Origin of the sequence: Halorussus sp. AFM4, assembly GCF_051194995.1 — an archaeon.
Lineage (GTDB): Archaea > Halobacteriota > Halobacteria > Halobacteriales > Haladaptataceae > Halorussus.
On the sequence record NZ_JBNTJT010000002.1, the window covers coordinates 132938 to 150758 of the forward strand.

A 17821-nucleotide genomic window follows, 5' to 3' on the forward strand; every position below is an offset into this window, starting at 1 on the left:
CCGGAGTTAGGCAGACCTAAAACTTAGAGGTTGTCATGTGGAGTCGGCGTCTGCCGGTCTCGCAACCTATTAGTCGCGCCCGCCGGTCGGTTCGACCATGAAAGTCGTCGTCAACCTGAAGGCGTACCCGTGCGACCCGGTCGGCGTCGCGACCGCCGCCCGTGAGGTCGCCGACGAGACCGGGGCCGACATCGCCGTGGCGCCGCAGGCCGCCCACCTCGACCGCGTCGCCGACACCGGCGTCGAGACGTGGGCCCAGCACGTCAGCGCGGTCGAACACGGCAGCCACACCGGGTCGACCCTGGCGGAGGCCGCCGCCGACGCGGGCGCGACCGGGACGCTGCTCAATCACTCCGAGCGCCGGCTGAAGCTCGCGGACATCGACGCCGCGCTCGACGCCGCGGAGCGCGCGGGCCTCGACACCTGCGTCTGCGCGAACAACCCCGACCAGATCGGCGCGGTCGCCGCGCTCGGCCCGGACGCGGTCGCGGTCGAGCCGCCGGAACTCATCGGCACCGGCACGCCGGTCAGCAAGGCCGACCCCGACGTCGTCACCGACGCGGTGGCGGCCGCCGAGGCGGTCGACGACTCCGTGTCGGTCTACTGCGGCGCCGGCATCTCGACCGGCGAGGACCTGACCTCGGCCCGCGAACTCGGCGCCGAGGGCGTGCTGCTGGCCAGCGGCGTCGCCAAGGCCGACGACCCGAAGGCGGCGCTGGCGGACCTCGTGGCGCCCCTGTAATCGGAACGTTCGCCGGGCGCCGGTCACCTTGATTGTACACTGTCGCTGGTCGCGCCGGGAATACCAGCTTCAACAGATCACTCCGCGACGATGAGCCAGTGGTCGTCGTCCTGCCTCTCCAGGACCGACGCCTCGCGCATCCGGACGATGTACCCCGTGGCGGTCCGCTCCAGTTCGTGGTCGGCCCGCACCCGGACCAGGTTGCCCAGTACCCGGGCCGAGGGCGGCTTCTGGGCCGCGCCGCAGTCGTAGATGGTCAGCAGTTCGGTCTCGCGCTCGTCGTAGACTACCACGTGGGCGTGCCGGGGGAGCCTCCACCGGTCCTCGCCCGCCGGCGCCAGCGTGTTCATGGCGGGGGTAGCCCGCGCGGCCGTAAAAGTCTCGTCGCTCGTCCGCCGGCTCACTCCACGTCCGGCAGCTCCTCGGCGACCGCCGACAGCGCCTCGCTCCGGCTGTCGTCGTCCATCTCGCCGTCGGTCAGCGCCGCGAGCAGGCTCGGCAGCGCGGCGACGTACTCGCCGCCGCCGGCGTGCTGGACGAACCCCCGCCGGCGCAGCGTCCGGTTGTGGTTGTAGGCGAGCTCGCGGTCGTCGGCCCCGCCCGCGGTGACGTGGGCCTCGACCGGCGTCGCCGGGCCCTCCCGGAGGTAGTAGGCCAGCATCCCTCGCTCGACCGGTTCGAGCGCGTCGAGCTCCTCGCGGACGGCGTCGAGCGGGTCGCGGTCGTCGGCGGTCGACGAGTCGCTGTCTCCCTCGTCATCGTCGTCCGCCCCGCGCTCGGCGTCCTTCGCCTCGGCCTGCTCGAACCCGCCGAGGTCGGCCTGCTGGGCGCCCGCCTGCTGACCCGGCGGCTGCTGGACCTGCGGGCCGCCGCCGGTGTCGATGTAGGGGTTGGCCCGCCGGTTGCGCGAGGTGTCGAGCATCGCCTTGGCGAACTTGTCGGCGACCTCCTCCATCTCGCGGGCCTCCTCGAGCTGGCGCTCGAGGTCCTCGATGTGGTTCTCCTTCTCCCGGAGCTCCTGCTCCAGTTCCTCGATGCGGTCCTCGCGCCGGCTCTCCTCCTCGCTGATCTCCCGGAGGTCGCTCACCAGGTCGTCGCTGACCGACTTGAGGTCGGGGCGCTCGAAGTCGTCGAGGCCGGGCGTCGCGCCGGCGTCGAACGTCTGCTTGCGGTGGAACTTGACCCGGCGGGTCTCCTCGGACCAGTCGGTCGTCATGAACGCCTCGCCGTCGTCCATGTCCTCGATGGCCTCGGCGTACTCGTTGCCCAGGATGCGCCCGACGACGTTGGTGTCGTTGTTCCAGGTGAGCCGGTGCCAGACGAGCCAGTCGCACTGCGTGATGAAGTCCTTCTTCACGTCGGCCGGGCGCTGGCTGATGCCCGCGATGCCCAGGCCGTGCTTGCGGCCCCGCTTCCCGATCTTGATGAGCATCCGACCGCACTCGTCCATCCCGCCGCCCTCCGGGATGTACTCGTGGACCTCCTCGACCACCATCAGGAACGGCTTCTTGAGCTTCTTCTCCTTGGCGAACAGCTGCTGGGCGACCGCCTTCAGCAGCTCCTTGCCGTCGTCCTCGTTGAGGTAGCCCGACACGTCGAGGATGATGGGGACGTTGTCCTCCAGCGCCAGCGACGCCAGCCGCTCGGCGTGCTCGGGGTTGACCTGGATGTCGCACTCCTCGTCGGCGCCGGCGTGGAGCAGCTCGTACTCCTCCTTCAGCCCGTAGTACTCCCCGTCGGTGTCGACCAGCATCACCGGGTAGCCGCCGTCGAGCAGCTTCTCGGCGACCACGCTCATGGTGTTGCTCTTTCCGGAGCCCGACTTCCCGGTGATGAACGCGCGACCGGTCAGCACCTCCACCACGGGCAGCTCCACGGGGTCGCCGGGCTCGCCGGCGGTGCCCCCTTTCCCGGCGCTCACCTCGGCGACGTCGATGGTCTCCTGGGACATCTCTCGGCCGCTACCTCTCACCGCCCCCTCATAAACTGTCGGGGGTCGCCGGCGGTCCAGACCGACGCCGGGCCCCGGGCTGTTGCGACGCCGACGGACACCCGCGAGCGCCGCCGCGGGCCGACGCTCCGCCACCAAAGCCTATCCCGGCCTCCGTCGTAGCCCGCGAGGTGTCCCGCACGCGCGACCTGTCGGCGTTCCTGGTCATGGCCCTCCTGTTCGGCGGCGCCTTCCCCGCCATCGAGGTCGGGCTGCGCTACCTGCCGCCGCTGGCGCTCGCGGCGGTCCGGTACGCCGTCTCGGCCGCGATACTGCTGACCTACGCCGGGGCGACGACCGACTACTGGCGGCCCCGGACCCGGGCCGACCGGACCGCCGTCCTCGCCGGCGGGGTCTTCTTCATCGGCGGGAGCGGGCTGACGTTCGTCGGCCAGCAGTACACCACGGCGGGCGTCGCGGCAGTTGTCTTCAGCGCGATCCCGATCCTGACGGTGCTGGTCGCCCACGTCCTGCTGCCCGGCGAGCGCGTCTCCCGCCGGGGCGTCGTCGGCCTCCTCCTGGGATTCGTCGGCGTCGCCATCGTGGTCCGGCCCGAGTCCGGAGCCGTGGCTCCCGGCCCAGGTCTGGGCGGCGGTGCGGGTCCGCTCGGCGAACTCCTCGTGTTCGCGGCCGCGCTGAGCGTCACGGTCGGCACGGTGCTGGTCCGCCGGAGCGGGCCGTCGATGCCCACCGTCGCGCTCACCGGGTGGGCGATGGCGCTCGGCGCGGGGATGCAGGTCGGACTGAGCGCGGCGGTCGGCGAGTCGGTCGAGAGCGTCAGGCTCGCGCCCGCGGCGGTGCTGGCGGTGGGCTACCTCGCGGTGCTGGCCAGCGGCGTCGGCTTCGTCGTCTACTTCGACCTGCTCTCGCGGTTCGGCCCGCTGGAGGTCAACCTGGTCTCGTACCTCGTCCCGGTGGTCTCGGTGGTCGTCGGCTGGGGGCTGCTGGACGAACCCGTCTCCGCGTCGACGCTCGTCGGCTTCGGGGTGGTCGCGGCGGGGTTCCTGCTGCTGAAGGAGAAGGAGCTGGCGGCCGAACTGGCCCGGTACCGCGGGGCGGCGCGCTGATCGACGCGCGACGCCGGGTCTGGACGCGGGCCGGCGCGGTGAGCTACGCCGGCCGCCGCACCGAGAGCACCGCGCCGAACGCCGCCGCGACGAGGGCGAACCCGGCCAGCACCGCGAACAGCGCGGTCGGGGAGAACAGGTCGAGGACGAAGCCGGCGATGCCCGCGCCGAGCGCGCCGACCCCGAACACGCCGAGGTACGTGAACCCGTACGACAGCCCACGGGTGCCCGGCGGCGTGTACTGGGCCACGGCGGCCTGGTACAGCGGCTGGACCACGAACAGCGCGAACCCGAGGACCGCGCTCGCGGCGAGGATGGCGCCCAGGCCGGCCCGGAGCGCGGGCAGGTAGAGCAGCGCCACGACCGCGAGGGTCGCGAACGCGCCCGCGATGCCGTACTCGACGGGGATGCGGTCGGTCAGTCTCCCGCCGACGTACTGCCCGCCGATGCCGATGACCAGCAGCCCGGCGTAGAGGTACCGCGAGGGCTGGATCGCCCGGCCGCCCAGGGTCACGGGGTCGAACAGCGGCTGGTTCGCCAGCAGTTCCGGCAGGAAGGTGAGCACGCCCCGGTAGTAGAGCCCGGAGAACATCACGACGCCGAACACGAGCACGAACGCCCCCGAGAACAGCGCCCTCGAGTCGGCGACGAGTTCGGGGAGCGACGACACGCTCCCGCCGGCCCGGGCGTCGCCGTCCGACTCGCCGTCGGCCGCGGGGTCGCCGCCGTCGGCGACCGACTCGTCTCCGTCCGCGGTCCCGTCGACGCCCGCGCTGTCCTCGACGGCGGCGGTCTCGTCGACGTCGACCGCGAGCGCGAACACGACGGCCAGCGCGGCCGGCGCAGCCAGCAGCAGGACGACGAGCCGCCAGTCGGCGAACAGGAGCAGCACCGCGGTCGCCAGCGGGCCGAGCGCGATGCCGAGGTTGCCCGCCATCCCGTGGTACGCGAACGCCGTCCCCTGCCGCGAGACGCCCTTGCTGATCAGCGAGAGGCCCGACGGGTGGTAGACGCTCGCGGCCGCGCCCCACAGCACCAGCGCCGCCGCGACGACCGGGACGCCGGGGGCGAGGCTCAGCAGGGCGAACGACCCGCCCATCCCCGCCAGGCACGCGACGATGAGCCGGCGCGACCCGTAGGCGTCGGCCAGCACGCCGCCAGGCAGCGCGCCGAGGCCGAACAGCGCGTAGCCGGCGGAGACGACGAGCCCCATCGTGCTCGCGCCCACGCCGAACCGATCGAGCCAGATGGTGACGAGGATGGGGATCGAGAGCTCGTAGGTGTGGACCATCGCGTGGGCGACCATCACCAGCCCCACGATGGACCGGTCGTTCCGGTTCACGTCCGAGACTCGTCGCGGGCGCCTTTCAGTCTACCCGTCCCGGCAGAGGGTGGTGGCGTCCCGGCGGGAGCGACCGGTCGGGCGTCCGACCCCGTGCCCGCTCCCGCCCGGTCAGAAGTCCGCGAGCGACACCTGCCCGTCGGAGTCCGGGCTGTCGGGGTCGTCGTGCTCGTCGGCGTCGCCCCTCTCGTCGTCCGGTCCCGGACTCTCGCCGACGTCGTCTGCCGCGGCGTCGACCGGTTCCGAGTCGTCGTCCGACTCCGTGCCGCCTCCGCCAGATTCCGAGCCGTCGCCGTCGGGGTCAGCCGCGGCCCACTCCGCTTCGAGCGAGAGTTGGCCGTCTCCGTCGGGGTCGCGCTCTGTCTCGCTGTCGGTCCGGTCCGTCTCATCGTCGTCGCCCTCGCTCGGCTCTCCGTCGCCGGCCGCCTCGCCGGCCCACTGTTCGGCGAGCGAGCGCTGGCCGTCCGCGTCGCGGTCGTCGCCCGCCGTCGCGTCGGTCGTCGTTCCGTCGGTCGTCGTTCCGCCACTCGTCGTTCCGGCGGCGGATTCGACCGTATCGGAGTTCTCCGCATCGCCCTCTGTGCTCTCCGTGTCCGACTCCGATTCCGCCGGGCCGGCGTCCCACGCGTCGCCGAGGCTGGCCTGCTCGCCCTCGGCGAACGAGAGGTTCGAGACCCGGACGCCGACCTTCCGGACCTCGTCGCCCTCGAACTCGCCGAGCAGGTCGAGCGCGACCTCCTCGACCAGGTCGGGGTCGTCGACCGGGCCGGGCAGCGACCTCGCGCGGGTGTTGACGTCGTACGGCGGGGTCACGGCCTTGATGCCGATGGTCCGGTACAGCGCGCCCTTCCGGCTGGCGCGGTCGGCCACCGCCTCCGCGAGGGTCCGGACCCGCTCGCGCTTGGCCTCGTCGTCGTCGGTGGCCTCGGTGAACGCCGACTCCCGCGAGAGGCTCTTGGGCCGGCCCCGCGGGGTCACCTCGCGGTCGTCCTCGCCGCGGGCCCGGCGGTGCATCTCCGCGCCGCGCTCGCCGAACCGCTCCTCCAGGTCGGCGCGGTCGGCCGCCGCGAGGTCGGCCGCGGTCTCGATGCCCATCTCCCGGAGCTCGCGGGCGGTGACTGGGCCGACGCCGTGGAGCTCGGCCACGTCGAGGGGCGCGAGGAACTCCCGGACCTCGCCGGGCTCGATCACGACGAGGCCGTCGGGCTTGTCGTGGTCGCTGGCGATCTTCGCGGCCGACATGTTCGGCGCGACCCCGACGCTGGCGGTGACGCCGACCTCGCGGTCGATGCGGTGCTTGACGTGGCGGGCGAACCCCTCGGCGACCTCCCAGCCGGTCCGGTCGGTCACGTCGAGGTACGCCTCGTCGACGCTGACCTCCCGGACCACGTCGGCCGACTCGCGGAGGATCTCCTTGACCTCCCGGCTCACCTCCTCGTAGTAGTCCATGTCGACCGGCCGGTAGTAGCCCGCCTCCTCGGGGTCGACGTCGGAGTCGGGGTCCTCGGCCTCGGCCATCCGGGGGAGGCGTTCGAGCGCGGTGCCGATGGCCTGGGCGCTCTCGACGCCGTACTCGCGGGCCTCGTAGCTGGCGGTCGCGACCGCGCCGTGGGTCTCGCCGCCCTCGTAGCCCATCCCCACGACGACCGGCTCGCCCTCGAGTTCGGGCTTGCGGCGGCGCTCGCAGGCCGCGTAGAAGCAGTCCATGTCGACGTGGAGCACGATGGAGTCGCCGCCGTCCGTACTCATCCCACGAGGATTCTCGTCGGACCAGCGATCCAGTTCACCATCTCGTTTCGAGGGCTTCATAAGTGCATACCCATGACCGAACTCGAACCTATCACGCCAGACGATGCGTTAGAAATGTACCTTGAAGACGTTTCTGGTGAACTCTCACCGAACACCATCAACGCGAAAGAATACCAACTTGGATTCTTCGTTCGATGGTGCGACGGGGCTGACGCAGACGAACCACGGATTGAGAATTTGAATGATATCCGTGGGCGCGACTTCACGCGGTTCAAGAACTGGCGAAAGGAGGATATCGGCAAAGTCACGTTGAAGACGAATCTGTCTGCTCTGCGGACGTTCATGGAGTTCTGTGTGAAGATAGATGCCGTCGAGAGTGACATCCCCGACAAGATCAACGTCCCGAAGCTTGACCAAGGAGAGAACCAGCGAGATACGTTGATGGAGGCGGAACAAGCACAGTCGATTCTCGAATATCTCCACCGATATGAGTACGCTTCACTCGACCATGCGCTCTTCCTCACACAGTGGAAGACGGGAATGCGAATGAGCGCCATCCATAGCCTCGATGTTGATGACATCCAATTTGATGAGGCGAAGTTAGAAGTCCGTAATAGACCCGAGGAAGGAACACGATTGAAGAACGGACCAGACGGCGAACGTATCGTCACCGTCAGTGACGATGTCGTCCAAATCCTTGAGGACTACATCAATACGAACCGCGTTGACGTCACTGACGACTACGGCCGAGAGCCATTGTTTACAACGCGGTACGGACGGATGCACAAGAACCAGTTGAACAAACACGTGTATGGAATTACAACGCCATGCAACGTAGGGATGGACTGTCCTTCGGAGAAGAAACCAGAGTCGTGTGAGTACGCTGGCGGCTACGACGCGAACATCAAATGTCCCCACAGCACGCGTCCGCACGATGTCCGTCGTGGTTCTATTACGACCTATCTCCGTGACGGTGTTCCCGAGAAAGCGATTAGTGACCGTATGAACGTCGCTGTCAAGACTCTCGACCGCCATTACGATCAAAGAACTATGGATGAGAAGGCAGAGATGCGACGAGATTACTTTCAATAATTTCGATTACACTATTCGCTGTATTTCCCCTCTATCGCTTTTTTGAATAGTACTGAAATAGTGAGTATAGCAAGGAAGAAAACGACAATCACAGCCCATACTTCCTTCCTAAGGAAGAACATAGCTACAATGGCTACCGCTATGACCCCTAGGATTGAAAGATGAAATATTCCTACTGCCGTGGCTCCCGTTCCAATTGCTATTCATTTAGGACTGACCTCCAAGGTGCTTTGCTCAGTCATCAAGCGTCTTTCAATAGCATTAGTATTAGATATCCGCCAACTAGAGTTCGTTAAGCACTACAGAGTCGGCTAATCGAGGAAGAGAATTGAGATCTGCATTCATATCACGATGTTCGTGATGAGGATGAACGCGGCGTATCCAAAGACCCCAATAATTAGGAGCAATTGGAGTACGGCTATTATCGCTTCATCCAAGGGCATTTCGTCCTCATCAGATTCTGTGTCCGTATTATTGCGTGAAGTGGTGGTAGAAGGTGTTTGGACACTATCTCCTTCTCTTCCACCCACGTAGTTGGTAATCAGAGAATGAGCATCTAACTGACTGACCAGATTAGAAAGGTCATGCCCATTGATGAGCTTGACATTTAACTGATCGGCTAACTCCCGTGCTTGCCGAGTGAATTCGCTCGTAGTTACGATTACAACGGTATCTGTTCCGGGTTCTTGTTGACGAAGACTACTATACTGCTGAACGGCTTGAGACCCTACCTTGTTTCCTTCACCGTATCTCTTCACTTGTAAGACGTGCTTTTGATGAACCGGATGTTCTTTTGTTGCAATGACATCTATGCCTTGGTCAGTTGACTGTTGGGACACCTCTGTTTCCCATCCTTGTAGTGACCAAAGTTCGGCTACGAACTGCTCAAACTCATAAGGGGCTAACTCTCGGAGTTGTTCATGGTACTGTCCTTCCGTAGATTGCTGACCAGACATAGACTCAGTCCCGTATCTTGTCGATGAGTCCCTTCGTCTTCTTTGAGAGGACCTTGAGTCCCTCTACACCATCACGAATTGCTTGGTCAAGATCTGCATCAAAGTCCTCTCCTTGGTGCCAATCGGGGTTATCATCGAAATTCCAACCACCGTCAAGGCCAGCAGTATTGTCAAAGCCGAGATCTTGGTTCAATTGCTCTATTTCGGCGTGCATCGCATCAACGTTATCGAAACGGTTGAGAACTGTACTGACATACGATGATGAACAACCAACACGGTCAGCTATCTCAGACTGGTTCAGACGAGGGTTGTGATAGGCGGTGATGAGAATGTCTCGTTGGAGTTCCGTTTTTTCTCCCATGATGTGGACACTATCCTATTTCAACATATAACTTGGGAAGATGGAAATTACCGTTTTCACTTAAACCACTCAGAAAATCAGATCACATGTAATTCTTCCTTTATTTGTTTCTATTCGAGTGAAGATTTCACAAGCACTCTTTTCGATAGTTGGGGGAAGACTCTACCCCCTTTCTAATTTCAGTCCTAGAAAGAGGCTATTAATCTGAGGGATGTGGAAGGAATGGAGGGTGACACGAAATGGTAGAAAGACCCGACGAAAAGAAGATAACTGACAGACCAGCTAATTGGGAGAAGAGACGGAAATTAGTATTCGAGAGAGACAATGGTCTCTGTCAGAATTGCCATCGTGAAGTGGGTACTCTGGGCGAGAGATCATGGGTTGCCCATCACTGCGTTCCAGTTAGTCAAGGAGGCAATCACTTTCTATCCAACCTACAACTTCTTTGCAAAGAATGCCATGATTTTCACCATGGTAAGGGGAAAGGAAGGACGTGGGAGAACTCCCTTTTTGAAGAAACCTATCCCTCAAGGATTGTCGTGAGGCACAGCCAAAGAACGGTTGGAATCATCACGAGGGATGTTCGAATGGGGACAGTCCAGAATATCACGAGTACTCTTTGTTCAGAGTTCGATGAAGATCTAACGTTCTAAAGAAGTAGAGGATTTACAATCTACGCCGATTTTTCGGCCATGTCTTAAGGCCAAGCAGTACCAGTAATTCTTCTTTCCATCACCGTGGATAGCTCCACGCTGCCTCAGTCAGTCATGCTCATTGTCTGACTCACCGTCATTTTTCCCACGGCCTCGTAGTTCTCCACGGCTCTTATGCAGACGACAGTACTCAGAACCATCCTTCACGAAGACACTCTCTGGTAGACACGTACAGTAACGACGCTCACCGTATCTTGAACGCCAATGACTTAGCACAGCCCCACATCGACCAGCCTCAAGAGCTTGCTCACGACTTTGCGCACCGGAGTGCGGATTGAACTCACCGTGCTCATCTCGTTTATAGGCTGATTTGGGCGTCTCATTGGGTTTCGGCTTATCGTCTCGCTCAAATGGATTGACATCACCATACTCGTCAGACCAAGTCGTATTATCAGACATAGTTAGATCAATAACAGCACTTCCGTCACACTCACCGTGCAACAAGGCACGTATGTCCACGGAATGGGGGTAAGAGGGTTCCAAGACTATCTCGTCTACGTTTGCCCCCGTTGGGGTGCTACGTTTACCGAGACAGTCTTGGACTCCTTCACGGAGGGTAGTGAGTGTAAGTTCATCTTTGACTGACGAAGGTTAGTCATACGTCAGTGCGGAAAATGACCTTCTATGGTCGTTATGGACTGATCGACCTCCTCCGACCCTCGTCAGTCAAAGGGAACTAACTTCTCACTCCCGTGTATGCGGTCGAAGCGGACCACACGAGAAGTCCGTCGGAGTCGAAGACGGAGACCGCAACTTCTCTGGTCCGCTTCGATAACCCTCGAAAGACGTGAGTCCCACACCGTCGTTTTGAGACGGTAAGTCACACGTCCGTCAGAGACATTACTTCTAACAACCGTTTGTGTCGAAGGGTAGTGTCTCTAACACCCCTTCCATATAGTATGTACTGTGGTGGGAACCCCTATTTCACTTATAAAGAGCCGAAGTTTTCGACATGAGTATTATCACGGATTGCTTTCCGTGCTCCTTGAATATCGCCGGCATCAATACCATAGGTCTCAGAAATGGCTTTGGCAAATTGCATAGCCCGATCTTCTGGACAACCGTCTTCCCCATCATACACGTCTTCAAATAGTTTTTCGACGGTTCTCGGGGGAGATACAAGGGTTGTTTCGTCACGACGGCGCTTATCCCATTCCGCATATTGGCGACGCTCTTTCGTCACTCCATCGATCACTGTGAGGGCAGCAACTCTATTGTTACTATAGTACCCTAACCGGTCTACGTTTATCTGAAGCAATATTGACCGTACTTCCCCTAGTTGGCTTTCAGTCAAGCCAAGCTGCCCTCCAAAGGCCTCTGCGATACTCAACTTCCGTGCTTTATCACGTCGAGAATCTTCGTCACAAACTCCTCTACTGGTAACCTTTCCACTAGGTTTGAGACCGACTTGCCAGTACCACATTTCCTTCCAACGACTGAAATCCGTGAAATGCCCCGTTGCTACGTCACGTAGATGCCAATGAGTCCGATGAGAGCCAACCTCTTCTCGTGCAACTTCATATTCATCAGTCTTCATGGCAGTAATGTCTTTCAGCCCATCGTCGTCTTGATGGCCCAGCTCACCGTTCTCTATCGCTTTCTCATCACGGGCGAATTCACCATCAGATTCTCTTTTACTGGGGTTGCATCGGACGCACCTACATTTGATTTGTTTAGCTATTGGATGTGGTTCCCGATCTCGCTTCTCCCAAAGTTGGTCCCTAGTGAGATACTCCTCTAGGGATACATCCGACTCTAAGGGACGGGTACTATCGACCGACATTACAAATTATCATACCATATTTGCACATATAAATTGAGGCATACCGGAGCGAAAGTAGCTGATGAACTTGAGTGTTTAACACGTTCTGATGCCAGAATGGCGGTTCGCGAAAAGATTAGTGGTCTCCTCACTGGTGGAAATTCCGGGATCGACCTACTCCTAACGACGACGGTACTAAGGAAGTAGGGATACGCGTTAATGGATTGCTCTCACGGTCGTTCGTTCAATGGCCATGAGCCAAGGTACCAAGATTGAGGGAATCATACATGGCCGATATTGTAAAGCAATCACCATATATTAATGTGTAGGAGGACGAGATTCAACACCAGTGAATCTGATATGAGTAAACAACTAGAAGAATCCAACCAGTTACCTTTGGGATTCGATAAGCGTAAGCCGATTTCAAAGACAATCCATTTCCGTATTCTATTCGGTCTGAGTATGTATATTTCAGCCCTTTGGTCAGCCTACACAGCAGAGTCATTTCCCCTACCTCTGGCAAATGCCCCAAATAAGGGGGTAGTCGGGATTAGTTGGGTTGGTTCTATTATTGTTTTTGTTCTGCTATCGTTAACCATTCTATTGTCAATATACATCGAGAGAAACCGGAATACAAGCTGGTTTGAACGAGGTTACCCTTTCTTACGATTGAGGGCTTTGATTGTATTTCTATTGTTTGTACTAATCTCCCGTCTAGTAGTTAGAGGAGAATATACTGAACAGTTCGGCTTCTTCACCGTATTGAATGGGGCATTCCTTGTGATTACTTTTGAAGTGTATTCTCAGCCACTTCTACCCCGTCTTATTGACAAGCAACAAATTCGTTCGCATAAGAATGATTGGTGGCGTTTTACTCAATTGTTCGTCACCGGATCGACTGCAATTCTTGTTGGAATAGGGCTTCAGTTCTTCTTAGGTAATTATAACAAAATTATCGCTATTTGTCGGATTGGGCTAGTTCCATTTTTATCGATAGTAAGTGTACTTCTCTTTGTAGGTTGGAAATACAGAGCTTTGAATGAGAAGGAATGGGAATTAGTCCGCCAAGACAAATCAATATCGACGTCAGAGGAGTCCGTCGGGCATGAGTCGATCAAGGAGGCTCACGAAGAGTCCGACAACAATGACGGACACGACGGTGTTGTCCAAGGCCGTGTTGATTAGCGATGCAAGTGTAATTTCGAGACCCATTGTCGTTGTTGCCTCCATTGACTATTCTGCCTTGCATCTCTATTAAAATAGGAGATAGTTCAATTTTGCCGTTAATTGCAAAATGGGCCCCTCTCACGGCCATTTTAGCCAATAGGGGTTACAGCAATAATCGTGTCCGTCATAGGTGTTCAGTCCTCCAGATTAGGCCCATTTGATTCTATGATTTTACTGTACAATCGGTATGTCTCACAAAAGTCTGTCTTTCCGCAAGAATGATGTGAAATGCTACCACATACCTTCAATGCCCGTTCGGGGGCATCAGTAGCACCGTGCGCCAACCATCATAGTCTACCACGACAGCCGTTAGCGCCAGAGGGATGGCTTGCCACCATCCCGGCATCTTCCGTTGATCAAATCGTTCTGATTGCCGAGAGACATAGTAGTCCATTCTTCGACTCCCAGACGGACCTACGACGTAGAGTACCTACTGTTCAATACGAACAGTCTCTGATTTCGAGCAACTGGAGTGCCTGTTTCAGATGGAAGTTCTTCTCACTTGGATCCTCCGTCTCCAATGCTTCTTTCAGTTGCTCTTTGGCCTCTCCTTGTGTAGGTGATTGTCGTGTACTTGCCCCCATATTATGGGGGTCACATCCCGTTTGCTTAAAGGTTCGTTGAGTGCATGAGGAACAACAGTACCGTCCACGTCTAACGGACAACAAGCAATCTCGAAGCTCTACTGGAACTGAATTCCACTTGCACGCTCCAGTAACTCTTCGGTCAATGAATCTCCTTTGTAACGGACCGTCTCGCTACGGGCGTCGTATTCAATAACGCCAGCATCAGCCAGCTTCGGTAAATGCCGATGGTGTAATTGCGCCGTCATACGGTCGTTTGCTACTGCGTTATTCCCCTCACTTCCTACTTCCTTGCAATGATGGGCAAGATCATTGACTGTCGCTATGGGTTCGTCCGTAGTTTGGAAGTATCGCACTATCGCACGACGATTACGGGAAGATAATACGTCAAACGCAGAATCAATGTGCCTATGGGTACTATGGGACTTTTGACCTTGATTCTTGACCATCCCTATCTCTACTCTCAATTTAGCACTTGGGGGTGCATGAAAACGGTCGTTTGTTCCAATCCGTTTCACGGACGAAACGGTTGTATATATGCAGTAACAAAGGTGATGTGAGGCCCATCTGGGGATTCCCTTTACCGCCCTTGCCTTGGGAGAACGCATGCGTGATCTGCTTTACGTGATTGAGGGTGATGATAAACCACACGGACTTGCCATCAAAGAGGAGTTGGAGGACTACTATGAGAAGGAGATTCATCATTGCCGTCTTTACCCAAATCTCGATACCTTAGTCAATAAAGGACTCGTCGAAAAGGGTCAGCGTGACCGCCGCACGAACTACTATGATCTCACTAATAGGGGAAGCCGTGAAATCGAGGCCCGTCGTGAATTGGAATCTCAGTACACTAAGGACGAACTGGAAGTCACCAGTTAATCGAGAGACATTCTTTAAACACGGCTAATTTGCGTGCTTGTCCCTCTTCGTGATTCTAAGCGCTATTCAATCAGATGCTTGGGATTGGTGCATTACCGATTCAACGTTGATGGTGATTTCCCCCTCAACAGTCTTTTTGACAATTACACGGCTATCGTCAAGCTGGAACTGCGTTGTAACCGGACCCTCTGTTTGTTCAAGGAAGTGTTCGAGTGCTTCGGGGTCTGTATCTTCATACAAGCAGAATTCGGGACCATTGGAATCGACGCCTTTGTGGTCTGCAATCTTATCGACAAGTAGTGTAGTGAGCGATAAGTTGTGACGTCTCTGTGTCGTCTCTCTCATAATTGTGAATTACTACTGTTCGCGAACCTACGTACCTATCCCCTAAATAAATACCGCCACACACCTTTGAATACATCCCCGATTTGAACCTCCATTTACCTAGATAGAAAGAATACCATGGATGTTATCCCAGATTGTTCTACTGAAAGTCACCAATATACTTAGGTGGTAAAACCCCTTCATCTCCGTTTGAGACGTCTGACGCTAAGTTAGCTGAGGAAGGAGAAAACAATGAAAGAAAGCCATAAGATACACGAAGACGGTGGGCTATCTTTGTTAGACCGCTCTCTCCGTGCTTTAAGTAACCAAAATCGCCGTTATCTGCTGTATCATCTTGACGAGCATGGTGATGCGGAACTTGACGAGCTTTCCCGCCAGCTCGTTGCACGAGAGTCCGACTGTTCTCTCTCGTCAATCAGCGAAGAAGATAGTAAACGAATTCAAGCGAAACTTCATCATGAGCACCTTCCTCGATTACAAGACTACGGAATCATCGATTACGATGAACGCCAAGGGGATATCCGTCTGACGCACTCATCTTCGGTGTTCACGATGCTCCTTGAAATCAGTAAGCTGGTGGAAGACTGATCACCAACTACGGAAAGAGAACTATAGGGTATTCCAGTCAGAAGTGTAAATGATGACCGAGGGATTCTATTTGGGAGCTACGACCTTTCGACAACTCTCGCATTCAGCATACATGCCCGTCGTTCCATCCGTTTTCTCGTACTCGATTAGCTTCGACGCAGCGGCAATCTCTTCCCCACACTCTGGACAGTCCCCTAGGGAGGCCGTTGTTGCTGACATGGGTGGTCGAGCGACTAAGTCGCTATCTAAAACAATCGGACTCAACGTACTTAGCATTTTGTCAGACGTAAGTCGGAGCTAAAAGAAGGGGCTCTGAGAAGGAGGGGAATCTCTGGAGGTAATTCATTCACCCCCGCTAATGGAGAATAGGGAACCTACTCAGAGGGCTATAGTCGACGGGGTGGGACCACGGGGGTATTCTTCACACCCTATTTTAGTTGACGGAACAGATGGGGATTCAAACCATGTCCGTGAGGGCTATTGGATATGAGCGAACCAAACTGGGCAACGGTGGTTCTTACAGCGTATAGAAGCGAAGAGGGAACAGTGCAATGGGTTGACGCAGTTGAAGAAGAGCATGACCAACGGAAGCAGAACTGGCCGTTTGACTTACGAAAGGTCACTGATCTCTCTAACGAGGAAATAGAGTCAGCAATACGATTTGCCGAACGGACGGAGTTACTCTCTCAAGTGGGTACTGGTGTACATTACAGACTTACGCAAAAGGGATTTGAGGTAGCACATGACCGAGAGCTGCGGAAAGAACAACAGAGCCTTACGAAAGGGCAGAAAGAAGCATCAGATACTCTCGCAGATTTCACGGTCATATTGGGGATTACTGCGCTGATACAAGCATTTGCTGCAGTCATTTCGGCTCCCAGATACAATCTTACTCTTGCAACTGTCTATGTCATGCTCTTGGGAGCTTTGCTCTACAAACGGGATGACTGGATTCATAGTACGTAGTTCAAAGGGAGTACGAGTCTGATCTATGTCAGAGGCTTCCAGACTCTTGCCCTTCGGCAGAGTTGACACCAGTACCGCCGAGGACTATAGCAGTCAAGAATTTCGACGATGATAAGGAAACAACCTTATTGTTTAGGGAGCAATTCACCAACTGATTCTTACGTCCATATCTCGGTTCTAAGGAAGAGGAGGGAGCTACGTTAGATACCATATTGGAACTCAAGGAATGGCTCTCATGCTCATTGCGTGGCTCTCAGAGGCCTCAGAAACCACCGCAGTCTTCCTACGATGTATCTCTCACCCGTAAGTGTGCTCGGCAAATGTTATTGTCTCTTACTGAATTGAAGAACCTTCCTTAGTCCCACGACACTAATTGCCAATACTCGATGGAGTAACAGTCGTGAGCTGACGATGACTATAGTTGATTCCTCTAACTATCCTTCCATTGGTACTATTGTTGTTCAGTCATTTGAGGAATCCAATGACACGAGATTACCCTTCTGACTGGGATAAGAGACGGAAAGCCGTATATCGACGAGATAGCTATCAATGCCAACACTGTGGCGCTCAAGGCGGTCCCCGAGGTAATACCGAACTTCATGCTCATCACGTCGTTCCGAAGAGTCGTGGTGGATCACACAATCCTAATAACCTCACGACCCTTTGTCAGCAGTGTCATAGTCAAGTCCATGGTCGTCCAGTCGGCAGTAAGTCGGGGCAGAACCAACAACGGACTACGGCTGATCTTAAGACACTCTGGGATAATTTCCGGGTAGTTCTCACTGCCGTCACCGTATTGATATTGGCCGTCTTGGTTCTAACACATCTCACCTACCTCTTCACTAATCCCTCTAGCTTCCTAAATGCTCTTTTCCCGGGACTACCAGCCATTCTGTTAGGACTAATATTCATTTGGCCGTCAAAGGCCTTAGAGGTGATATGTCGCTAATCCCTCTTAAGTAACCTTTGTCCCTAAACGTCTTAACCAACAAGACGAAGATTTGAGCAATGTTGTTGGTTAAGAAGCACACAGCCGTCTCAAGCCATTCCCTTACGGGGATAATACCTACCACTCGGCTTGTCAAAGAATCCATCTACTGACACTCACGACCCTCTGATAGCCTCTTGAAGGAAGGTCACTGTGCTTCTCGATATTAACGTAGAACCCACGACCATCTACTCATGGTCTTGAAGCCATGAGCTTAGGGTCGTGCAATCAATGGTTGTTTGCTCACTACTACCTCGTGAGACGGTCGATGGAGTGGGTGGTGGTCCCGTGGAGTCGAAGACGGAACACTTGGCCACCCACTCCATCGAAACACTACTGCGGAAATGAACGTTACAAAAGGTCATTGAATGACCGTGGGAAAAGGTTCGTGTTGATCCTTCAAGCTGTCAGAACCATCACTCTAAGTTTCAATTCGCGAGACACTTATGCGTACAAAGATGCAAGGACTT

General features: G+C 57.0%; 18 protein-coding genes. 9 read left to right on the top strand and 9 right to left on the bottom strand.

Annotated features, from left to right (window positions below; translation table 11 throughout):
• Positions 1-97: 97 nt before the first annotated feature.
• Positions 98-742, top strand: a complete 645-nt coding sequence (gene tpiA / locus ACQUQF_RS08940; protein WP_435177914.1) for a triose-phosphate isomerase — start codon at positions 98-100, stop codon at positions 740-742.
• Between the two features lie 77 nt (positions 743-819).
• Here the strand turns inward: tpiA and ACQUQF_RS08945 are convergent, their stop codons facing one another.
• Positions 820-1092, bottom strand: coding sequence for a hypothetical protein (locus ACQUQF_RS08945; protein WP_435177916.1), 273 nt, complete (start codon positions 1090-1092; stop codon positions 820-822).
• 50 nt (positions 1093-1142) lie between these two features.
• Positions 1143-2693 carry a helicase HerA domain-containing protein gene (locus tag ACQUQF_RS08950; protein WP_435177918.1) on the bottom strand — a complete coding sequence of 517 codons (1551 nt, stop codon included), beginning with the start codon at positions 2691-2693 and terminating at the stop codon, positions 1143-1145.
• Positions 2694-2863: 170 nt separating this feature from the next.
• On the opposite strand from ACQUQF_RS08950, the gene ACQUQF_RS08955 reads away from it, so the two are divergent.
• Complete coding sequence (locus tag ACQUQF_RS08955; protein ID WP_435177920.1) at positions 2864-3799, top strand: DMT family transporter; 936 nt, start codon at positions 2864-2866, stop codon at positions 3797-3799.
• A gap of 43 nt (positions 3800-3842) precedes the next feature.
• On the opposite strand, the gene ACQUQF_RS08960 is transcribed toward ACQUQF_RS08955, so the two are convergent.
• Together ACQUQF_RS08960 and dinB are read right to left on the bottom strand one after the other, a co-directional pair.
• On the bottom strand, positions 3843-5141 hold the full coding sequence (locus tag ACQUQF_RS08960; protein ID WP_435177922.1) for an MFS transporter: 1299 nt from the start codon (positions 5139-5141) through the stop codon (positions 3843-3845).
• Between the two features lie 111 nt (positions 5142-5252).
• Positions 5253-6890 (bottom strand): DNA polymerase IV, encoded by a 1638-nt coding sequence (gene dinB / locus ACQUQF_RS08965; RefSeq protein WP_435177924.1) that lies wholly within the window; start codon positions 6888-6890, stop codon positions 5253-5255.
• Positions 6891-6962: 72 nt separating this feature from the next.
• On the opposite strand from dinB, the gene ACQUQF_RS08970 reads away from it, so the two are divergent.
• The gene (locus ACQUQF_RS08970; RefSeq protein ID WP_435177926.1) at positions 6963-7982 is read left to right on the top strand and encodes a tyrosine-type recombinase/integrase; all 1020 of its coding nucleotides are present in this window, start codon (positions 6963-6965) and stop codon (positions 7980-7982) included.
• A gap of 341 nt (positions 7983-8323) precedes the next feature.
• Here ACQUQF_RS08970 and ACQUQF_RS08975 read toward each other — a convergent pair whose 3' ends face one another.
• A complete protein-coding gene (locus ACQUQF_RS08975; protein ID WP_435177928.1) occupies positions 8324-8938 on the bottom strand; it encodes a restriction endonuclease in 615 nt (204 codons plus the stop codon).
• A gap of 4 nt (positions 8939-8942) precedes the next feature.
• Positions 8943-9299 carry a winged helix-turn-helix transcriptional regulator gene (locus ACQUQF_RS08980; RefSeq protein ID WP_435177930.1) on the bottom strand — a complete coding sequence of 119 codons (357 nt, stop codon included), beginning with the start codon at positions 9297-9299 and terminating at the stop codon, positions 8943-8945.
• A 239-nt stretch (positions 9300-9538) separates the two neighbouring features.
• Here ACQUQF_RS08980 and ACQUQF_RS08985 point away from each other — a divergent pair, with 239 nt between their 5' ends.
• Positions 9539-9952, top strand: a complete 414-nt coding sequence (locus tag ACQUQF_RS08985) for an HNH endonuclease (protein ID WP_435177932.1) — start codon at positions 9539-9541, stop codon at positions 9950-9952.
• Between the two features lie 988 nt (positions 9953-10940).
• Here ACQUQF_RS08985 and ACQUQF_RS08990 read toward each other — a convergent pair.
• The gene (locus ACQUQF_RS08990; RefSeq protein WP_435177934.1) at positions 10941-11549 is read right to left on the bottom strand and encodes a hypothetical protein; all 609 of its coding nucleotides are present in this window, start codon (positions 11547-11549) and stop codon (positions 10941-10943) included.
• 585 nt (positions 11550-12134) lie between these two features.
• Here ACQUQF_RS08990 and ACQUQF_RS08995 point away from each other — a divergent pair.
• A complete protein-coding gene (locus ACQUQF_RS08995) occupies positions 12135-12959 on the top strand; it encodes a hypothetical protein (protein WP_435177936.1) in 825 nt (274 codons plus the stop codon).
• Between the two features lie 724 nt (positions 12960-13683).
• Here ACQUQF_RS08995 and ACQUQF_RS09000 read toward each other — a convergent pair.
• Positions 13684-14193: a DUF7344 domain-containing protein gene (locus ACQUQF_RS09000; protein WP_435177938.1), complete on the bottom strand. Its 510-nt coding sequence runs from the start codon at positions 14191-14193 to the stop codon at positions 13684-13686.
• Here ACQUQF_RS09000 and ACQUQF_RS09005 point away from each other — a divergent pair.
• Positions 14192-14464, top strand: a complete 273-nt coding sequence (locus ACQUQF_RS09005) for a helix-turn-helix transcriptional regulator (RefSeq protein WP_435177940.1) — start codon at positions 14192-14194, stop codon at positions 14462-14464. The genes ACQUQF_RS09000 and ACQUQF_RS09005 overlap by 2 nt on opposite strands.
• A 66-nt stretch (positions 14465-14530) precedes the next feature.
• Here the strand turns inward: ACQUQF_RS09005 and ACQUQF_RS09010 are convergent, their stop codons facing one another.
• Entirely contained in the window at positions 14531-14809 is a 279-nt protein-coding gene (locus tag ACQUQF_RS09010) for a HalOD1 output domain-containing protein (RefSeq protein ID WP_435177942.1), read from the bottom strand.
• A gap of 231 nt (positions 14810-15040) precedes the next feature.
• Between ACQUQF_RS09010 and ACQUQF_RS09015 the strand changes: the two genes are divergently transcribed.
• The 3 genes from ACQUQF_RS09015 to ACQUQF_RS09025 all read left to right on the top strand — a co-directional run bounded on the left by ACQUQF_RS09015 (position 15041) and on the right by ACQUQF_RS09025 (position 17312).
• A complete protein-coding gene (locus tag ACQUQF_RS09015; protein ID WP_435177944.1) occupies positions 15041-15397 on the top strand; it encodes a DUF7344 domain-containing protein in 357 nt (118 codons plus the stop codon).
• A 486-nt stretch (positions 15398-15883) separates the two neighbouring features.
• On the top strand, positions 15884-16363 hold the full coding sequence (locus ACQUQF_RS09020) for a hypothetical protein (RefSeq protein WP_435177946.1): 480 nt from the start codon (positions 15884-15886) through the stop codon (positions 16361-16363).
• A gap of 481 nt (positions 16364-16844) precedes the next feature.
• Positions 16845-17312, top strand: a complete 468-nt coding sequence (locus ACQUQF_RS09025) for an HNH endonuclease (protein WP_435177948.1) — start codon at positions 16845-16847, stop codon at positions 17310-17312.
• Positions 17313-17821 lie beyond the last annotated feature (509 nt).